At 66.1% G+C, this 7,895-nt stretch carries 6 protein-coding genes; all 6 read right to left on the bottom strand.

Annotated elements, in window-relative coordinates:
- Positions 1-67: 67 nt before the first annotated feature.
- Entirely contained in the window at positions 68-1,405 is a 1,338-nt protein-coding gene (locus ACP5E6_RS13790; RefSeq protein WP_427954889.1) for a hypothetical protein, read from the bottom strand.
- A gap of 105 nt (positions 1,406-1,510) precedes the next feature.
- Entirely contained in the window at positions 1,511-2,995 is a 1,485-nt protein-coding gene (locus ACP5E6_RS13785) for an amidase (protein ID WP_427954888.1), read from the bottom strand.
- Positions 2,996-3,063: 68 nt separating this feature from the next.
- On the bottom strand, positions 3,064-3,534 hold the full coding sequence (locus tag ACP5E6_RS13780; RefSeq protein WP_427954887.1) for a PaaI family thioesterase: 471 nt from the start codon (positions 3,532-3,534) through the stop codon (positions 3,064-3,066).
- A gap of 114 nt (positions 3,535-3,648) precedes the next feature.
- Positions 3,649-4,455 carry a 16S rRNA (adenine(1518)-N(6)/adenine(1519)-N(6))-dimethyltransferase RsmA gene (gene rsmA, locus ACP5E6_RS13775; protein ID WP_427954886.1) on the bottom strand — a complete coding sequence of 269 codons (807 nt, stop codon included), beginning with the start codon at positions 4,453-4,455 and terminating at the stop codon, positions 3,649-3,651.
- A gap of 6 nt (positions 4,456-4,461) precedes the next feature.
- Positions 4,462-5,742, bottom strand: coding sequence for a peptidylprolyl isomerase (locus ACP5E6_RS13770; RefSeq protein WP_427954885.1), 1,281 nt, complete (start codon positions 5,740-5,742; stop codon positions 4,462-4,464).
- Positions 5,739-7,895 (bottom strand): LPS-assembly protein LptD (locus ACP5E6_RS13765; RefSeq protein WP_427954884.1); only part of this gene is annotated, 2,157 nt, incomplete at its 5' end. The genes ACP5E6_RS13765 and ACP5E6_RS13770, both read right to left, overlap by 4 nt.

The raw sequence follows: 7,895 nt of genomic DNA, 5'->3' as shown, positions 1-7,895 counted from the left end.
CGGGTTCTAAGGGCCTCGCCCTTAGTGGGGGTCCAGGGGGCAAAGCCCCCTGACCTTACTGGCTACCTCAAGCCCCACACCCCCCAATCAACCGGCGTGCGGCGGTGATGGCGGCGGTGATGGCGGGGCGGCGGTAGTGCCAGACCGGGTCGTCGTCGGGGGGGATCAGGGCCATGGTGGCGTTGGCTTCGAACACCATGAGATCGCCGGTGGCTGACAGGGCGAAGTCGATTCCGGCGTAATCGAGACCGATCATGGACTGGATGGCGGCGAGGGCGCTGATCGCGCGTGGGCCGAGTGTGGCTTGCATATTCTCGAGGAAGCGTTGCTCCTCGGCGCGGAGCGCGGCCGCGTTCGCCATGGCGGCGGTGAAATAATGCACTTTCCAGTCGGGCGAGATGGCGAGGTGGACCGGGTAGGCGATACCGCCGATCAGCATGACGCGGTATTTCCGTGCCAGTCCGTCAGCCGCGCGGGCGTCGAGATATTGGATCGAAAAAATCCTGTCACCGGGAAGTTGATCGAGGCTGGGGCTGATTGAGTCGGCGCGCTCGGCCAGCAGGCAGTGCTGGCCGGTGTGATGACCCGGCGTGCGCAGGATGACCGGGGCGGGCGGCGGTGCCGCCATGACATCCTTGCGGTCACGCAGGGCAATATCCGGGGTGATTACCCCTGGGATCGCGCGCAGCCGCGCCGCGATGGCGACCCGCCCGGTCGCGCGCACCTTGGCTGGGTGGTTGATGATCGGCGTGCCCGGTGCGCATCGCGCGACGATGGCTTCGGCCGCTTGCAATGCCTCGATGCAGAGGTCGGCGTCGCCGATGGCGTTGACGATCACCTCATGCGGCGGCAGCGGGGCGGCGGGATCGAAGAACTCGGCGAAAATCGCGGTGACGGCGAAGATCCGGTCATCGATCCATGGCGCGGTCGGAATGTTGCCGCCGCGTGCCGAAACCAGCAGCAGCAGCGCAACGCCGGCGCCGGCGCCGCGATGGCGCATCCGTGTGACGGCGTTGCCCGCGAAGCCGTGGTGCCAGTGATCCAGGGTGAGGTCGGACGCCGGGTCGAGCCGGCACAGACCCTGATAACCGAGATGATTCGCCGGTTCCAGATTAATGGCGATGTTGAAATAATGCCGCGCGGTCATCGTGTCGCCAGCATCGGCACTGAGCGCGGCGATGCCGAGATAACCTCGCGCATCGCCTGGCCGCACCAGGATCGCGCGGCGAAACGCGGTCATCGCCGCGGCCCGATGGCCGTTCGTGGTGGCCAGGCTGCCGAGTTCGATGAGCGCATCAACATCGTCGGGGTCGCGCCGCAGCACCGCGAGATACGATTGAATCGCGGCCTGATCCTGCCCTGAAGCGGCCTGTTCCCGTGCCTGCGCGAGTCCGGTTCCATCCATCGGCCGCAGTATCGCGGGCAGTTATTAACAAACGATGATGATTCCGTGCGTCCAGCGGAGACAATCCTCCGCCGGCTTGCATCGGCGCTGGTCCCTCGGGTGTCCTCAGGCGCGGAAGTAGTCGTTCTGCCGGCCGGCCCAGGGTGCTGCCTGTTCCAGCTGGCCGGCAAGCCGGAGCAGCGTGGCTTCATCACCGAAACGCGCGACGAACTGCACGCCGATCGGCAGGCCGTCCGGACCCTGATGCAGCGGCACCGATATGGCGGGAACGAAGGTGAGATTGGCGAGTTGGGTGAAGGGCGTGCGTTCGAGATTTCTGAACGACATTTCCTCGACGATGCCGGATTTGAGCATGAGTTTGCCCGCGCCAAGGCGATCGACCAGGCGGGCGATAAGCTGGAGCGGTTTCGGCGTGTCGAGTTCGCCGATACGCGCCGGACCGAGGGCGGTGGTGGGGGTGAGGAACAGGTCGTACGTCGCGTGGAACGCGCCCAGAGCGCGGGCGAAGCGGTTCCACTCGGCATGCAGCTCGACATAGGCACCCGCCGACATGGCGCGGCCGAGTGAGGCGATGGCGCGGGTGTCGGCGTGGAAGGCGGCCGCCGAACAGCCGGTTTCGCGGCGGATTCTGGCTGTCATCGCGGCGATATGGCCGAAATACAGCCCCATGTAGCAGCGCGCGAGCAGGCTGCCGTCGATCGCCGGTTGCGCCTCTTCGACGATGTGACCGAGCGATTGCAGCAAGGCCGCGGTCTGTTGAACCGCAGCGACCATCTCCGGCGCGACCCGCCCGCCGATCGGCGATGTCGTGGCGAAGCCGATGCGCAGGCGGCCCGGCGGTGTCGCGCATTCCTGCACGAACGGGCGTGACGGCGGCGCGATGACGAACGGATCGCCGGGCTCGGCGCCCGCGAGCACATCGAGCATCGCGGCGGAATCGCGGACGGAGCGGGTCAGCACATGCGATGAGACGGCTCCTTCCCAGGCCTCGCCGACCTCCGGCCCTTCCGAGACGCGGCCGCGCGAGGGTTTCAGGCCGAACAACCCGCAATAGGCCGCCGGGATGCGGATCGAGCCACCGCCGTCCGAGGCGCCGGCCATCGGCACATAGCCCGCGGCGACGGCGGCGGCAGAACCGCCGGAGGAGCCACCGGGCGTGTGATGCAGGTTCCACGGGTTGCGCGTGGCGCCGTGCAGGAGGGTCTCGGTGGTCGCCTTGAGCCCGAGTTCGGGCGTGGTGGTGGCGGCCACGATCACGAGGCCGGCGCGGCGGCACCGTTCGACATAGGCGCTGGTCGTGGTGGCCAGATTATTGGCCAGCGGCATCGCCCCCATGGTCATGCGCACGCCGGCCTCGCTCTGGAAGATGTCCTTGAGCAGGAACGGCACCCCGGCAAACCGACCCGTGAGCGGCGCCGCGATCTGTGCGCGGGCGCGATCGCGCAGATCGACGGCGATCGCGTTGATTTGCGGTTCGGCGGCATCGATCCGGGCCAGCGTGGCGTCGAGCACCTCGGCCGGCGAGAGCGCGCCGGTGGCAATCAGGGCGGCGAGCCCGGTGGCATCCTGGTCCCGCAACACGGTCTGCATCCTGAACTCTCCTCTGGTTTCCGCCCGGTTCCGGCAAGCGATTGCAGCGTCGCGCGGGGACTATTCGTTCACGCCGGGGTCGCGCCGAAATGATCGGGCATCTGAACCGCGACCACTTCACCGCGCGCGGTCTCCACGCCGTTGATCGTCACGGAGGAGTCAACGATCACCTTGCGCCCCTTGATCTCGCGGATGTGGCCCCTGATTTCGATTTCGGGACCGAGCGGCGAGGGTTTCAGGTAGCTCACCTGGAGCGAGGCGGTCACGAAGCGGCGCGCCGGCAGGCTGTCCATCGGCCGGCCCTCGGCGCGATAGGCTGCCGCGGCCGCCGTGCCGGTGCTATGGCAATCGATCAGCGAGGCGAGCAACCCGCCATAGACGAAACCGGGAACCGCCGTGTGAAACGCCTCGGGGGTGAAGCGGGTTACGGTGTCATCGCCGTCCCAATAGGTCTTGATCTGATGGCCGTGCGCGTTATGGCAGCCACACCCGTAGCAATGGGACAATTCCTCGGGGTAGAATTCCTGAAACGCCTTCATCGCGTGCTCCCTCATCCAGATTGCGCCGCCCGACCCCGATCGATCGCCGGCGTGACCGTTCCGCATACAAGACCGGACGGGATCTGAACAATCACCCCCGATCGTCGTTCGTCATCATAATGCTTCCGCGAGTCTGACGAAATCGGCCGGCGCGAGGGTTTCCGCGCGGCGCTGCGGATCGATGCCGACGCGCTCAAGCAGGGCCGCGCCACCGAGCGATTTCAGCGAACCGCGCAGCATCTTGCGCCGTTGACCGAAGGCGGCCGCGGTCACACGCCCGACGCCTTCGAGCAGCGCGGGTGAGGGTTGCACCGCATGGGGCACCAGCCTGACCACGGCGGACTCCACCTTCGGCGGCGGCGAGAACGCGGCGGCTGGCACATTCATCGCGATCGTCCGATCCACGGTCAGCGCCGCCAGCACCGCCAGGCGGCCGTAATGGGCGGAGCCGGGCGGGGCGACGATGCGCTCCGCGACTTCGTGCTGGAACATCAGCGCCATCACCCGGAAATCACCCGCCTGATGCAGCCAGCGCAGCAGCATCGCGGTGCCGGCGTTATAGGGCAGGTTCGCGACGATCGCGCGCGGGGCGGCGGCGAGCGTTGTTACATCGATTTCGAGCGCATCGCCGGCCACGACCCGCAGCCGCGCGGCGTGATCGGCCAACAGGTCCGACGTTGCGGCGATGGCGCGCGGGTCGATCTCGATGGCGGTGACGCTGGCGGCCTCGGTGGCGAGTAAGGCGCGCGTCAGCCCGCCCGGTCCCGGCCCGACCTCGATGACGTGAACGCCCGCGAGGGAACCGGCCACCCGCGCGATCCGCGCCAGCAACTGCGGGTCGAGCAGAAAATGCTGCCCCAGCGATTTTCGTGTCGCCAGACCGTGCCGCGCGATCACCGCGCGCAGGGGTTCCAGCGCCATGACGCGCTATCCGGCCGGATTGCGCTCGATCACCGCATTGCGATGCAACGCGTCCATCAATTGTTGCGATTCGAGCGAAACCCGGCGCTGGATCAGCAGATTGGCGATCGCGGTGATCGGCGGCAGGCCGGTCTTGCTGGTGACCCGGCTGCACACCATCACAAGAGCGACGCCGTTATGCGAGACCAGGGGCTGGCTGATCTGGCCGATCGGCAGGCTGCCGAGCAGGCTCTGGAACGCGGCAGGCTGCACGGTCGCCAGATTGACCGGGCCGGGATCGGCCTTGCGCACATTGCCCACCGCCGCGTTCGCCGCGGCCACCGCGCCGCAATCATGCAGCCCGGCGCGCAATGCGTTGGCATGGGCCAGAACCGCGAGCTGCGCCGGAGTCGGCTGGCCCCCCTGGAACGGGCTTGGAAACGGCAGGAACGCCTGGCGGATGTTGAGCGTGGTCTCATGCTCCTCGCCGAATTTGCGGGTACCGAGTAAATTGACGATTTCGAACCCGCCGGCCACCCGCACCGGATCGGAAATCGCACCCGCCGGCATCCGCTGCACGATCGCGCGCACCGCCGGATCGAGCAGATCAGGCTCGACCCATCCCCGGTCGCCGCCGGTCAGCGCACTCTGGCTCTGGCTGAACTGGGCCGCGACCACGGGAAACGCGGCGCCGTTGCGCAATTGCTTGATCACGGTATCGGCGAAACGGCGGGCGTTGGCCTCATCCGAGGGCCGCTCGATCGGGATGAAGATTTCCGCGATATGATATTGCGTTTGGCCGATTTCGTGGCGCATCGCCCGCTGCTCGGCCATCACATCCTCGCGCGTCGGACGCAGCGATTCGCCGAGCTGCTTTTTCAACACATCGGTCCAGCCGAGCTCGGTGCGGAACTGGCCGACCAGCGTGGCGTAGGGGATGCCGGCCTGCGCGAGTTTTTTTTGTAACCCGCCGGGCGGCAGACCATTGGCCTTGTCGATCCGGGCGAGGGCATCGGCGATCTTTTGCTGCGGCACCACCACTTTATGCTGCTCGATCGCCTGCAATTGCAGCGCCTGATCGATCAGCTCGCTGGTGATCTGGGGCTTCAAGCGGTCCAGGATTTGCGGGTTGGGCGGCAGCCCGGCGGATAGCGCGAATAGCCGTGCCCGCGCATCGACATCCTGATTGGTGATCACGGCGCCATTCACCACGGCGGCGATCCTTGCGTCCTGCGCCCGCGCGGTGCCGAGCGGCACCAGGCTGGTTGCGGCGAGGCCGAGCAGACATCCGAGCGAGAGCAGTTTCATAGGGCGCTGAATCCAAAGTTGCCGAGCGTTTTGAGCGTGATGTTGATCAGCAGCGTCGTGGTGCCGTGATCGTAGTTGAACGAGGTGAAGGAGCGGTAGAAGCTGATATTGACCGCGGTGCATTCGTTCTGCCAGGTCGCCGTCAACGCCGCATTGTCGAACTGGCCGGTTTCGATGTTACGCTGCGTCGCTCCCGAAAAACTCCAGTGCGGCACCAGCGTGGTCGAGGCGCCGAGCGTGATTTCGCGGCGTGGCACGAAATAGGCCGGCGGCGGCCCGCCCGCCTGGGTGAACAGGTAATACGGGTTGGTGGTGCTGTAGAAATATCCCGCGCTGAACCGTAGCGCCTTGGTGCCGAAGGTGGCGAAGGTATCGATCATCCGCGGCGCCAGATCCTGATGCGACAACCGGGTGCGATAGGTCACGCTCAGCCATGATACCGGCGCGATCGTGGCGCGGCCGACGATGTCGGACACATTGTCGTTCAACCCGCTGTCGGGCGGGTAGAGCAGGTTTTTGTGGAACGCGTAGGACTGCCCGATCAGGCCGGTGGCATAGGCACCGCCCGGCAGATACCATGCCCCTTGCAGCGCGTAATCCACGCGCGAACCCCCGGCGAATCGATCGATCCCGCCGAAACGCTGAAGACTGAAGAGGTTGGCGTCGGTGAACTGGAAATCGAGGCTGTCCTCGTTCGGGATCACCTGGGTCTGGCCGAGACCATACACCGGCGCGACTTCGAGCTGAACGCGCGGCTCGATGATCTGTTCACCCCAGGCGCCCGCGCTGCGCTCCAACGGCCAGCGCGCCGCGAGCGCCGCGATGGGAATCGCCCGCGCGGTTTGCCCGGCGGTTTCGCTGGAATAATTCGGCTGCTCGTTGAGTTTGCTGGCGGAATACCCCGCCGCGATCAGACGCACCCGGCTGTCGAATAAAATCCCGTCCGGCCCGGCTGCCGGCAGATCGTAGTTCGACACCACGGCGACCCGGCGGCTGTTGGTGCCGACCTCGCGGAACACATTGTAGGCGCTCGCCGCCATCGAGAACCGCCCGCCGAATTCGTCGGGCGCGCCGAAATAATCGTAGCGCGCATAGGGGGCGACGATCGGCAACTCGCTCTGCGTGATGGTCGCGACCAAACCCTGATAGGTATTGGCGCTGATTTTGGCGTAGGACCCCTCGCCGAACCCTTCGAGATAGGCGTTCGAGGCGAGGAACGCCGCGTTCGGCAGATAGCGGAAATCGTTCAGATACTGAACGGTCGAGGTGTGGTTGTACGAAAACCCGGCCCGCCAGCTATTGTTCAGGTCGAACACGCCGTTGGAAAAAATCGAATCCGACAGGCCGGAGCTTTGCGCGTAGCGATCCTTGCCGGCCGAGATGTTCACGGTCAGCTTGCCATCGTTGAGGGCCTGGCGATATTTCACGTCCAGGACCGGCCCCGCCTTGCTCGCGATGATCGGCACGATTGTCGCGTCCTGCGATTTGCTGATGTCCCAGAAATAGGGAATCGCGAGGAATTCGCCGATATGGGTCGATGACCCGAACGAGGGGATCAGCAGCCCGTCCTGGCGCTTCACCGAAGGGTCGGGCTGCGAGAAATAGGGCAACCAGAACACCGGAAAGCCGAAAATCTGCAACTCGGCATCGTGATATTCGATCACCTTGTGCCGCAGATCCTCGACGGCGCTGCGCGCCTTGATCTGCCATAGCGGCGGTGCCGTCGGGTCGTGCTTGCACAGATCACAGGTGGAATAGACCGGCTTGGACAATTCGTTGATCACCCCGCCATAGCGCCGCGCGCCGTTGGCCACGATCCGCCCGTTCTCGGCGAGCATCGTCGCGACGTCGTGCATCACCGCGTCCTTCATGCCGTTCGACAGCGCCGCCCGTTTCGCGAACGCGATCTCGCCCGAAGGCTCCATCATCACGACATGGCCGATCGCGGTGGCGGTATCATGGTCGCGGTCGATCACCACCTTGTCGGCATACAGAACGTGCCCGTTCTGCCACGCCTCGACATGCCCGGTCGCGATGACGATGCCGCTCTTGCGATCATAGGATACCCGGTCCGCCAGAAACGTCACCGGCGCGGTCTTCGAGATCGGCCGCTCCGGACCGGCGATCAATCCGGCCATCTGCGCGCGCGCCGC

This window comes from Acidiphilium sp. (assembly GCF_049977125.1).
In the GTDB taxonomy this organism is placed as follows: Bacteria; Pseudomonadota; Alphaproteobacteria; order Acetobacterales; family Acetobacteraceae; genus Acidiphilium.
Note: the sequence above shows the minus strand (reverse complement) of the source record. Positions and strands in the feature narration are given on the sequence as shown.

Excerpts from the sequence above, each read along its gene's own strand:
- ACP5E6_RS13790 (WP_427954889.1), bottom strand. The coding sequence starts at position 1,405 with ATGGATGGAACCGGACTCGCGCAGGCACGGGAACAGGCCGCTTCAGGG.
- ACP5E6_RS13785 (WP_427954888.1), bottom strand. The coding sequence starts at position 2,995 with ATGCAGACCGTGTTGCGGGACCAGGATGCCACCGGGCTCGCCGCCCTG.
- ACP5E6_RS13780 (WP_427954887.1), bottom strand. The coding sequence starts at position 3,534 with ATGAAGGCGTTTCAGGAATTCTACCCCGAGGAATTGTCCCATTGCTAC.
- rsmA (WP_427954886.1), bottom strand. The coding sequence starts at position 4,455 with ATGGCGCTGGAACCCCTGCGCGCGGTGATCGCGCGGCACGGTCTGGCG.
- ACP5E6_RS13770 (WP_427954885.1), bottom strand. The coding sequence starts at position 5,742 with ATGAAACTGCTCTCGCTCGGATGTCTGCTCGGCCTCGCCGCAACCAGC.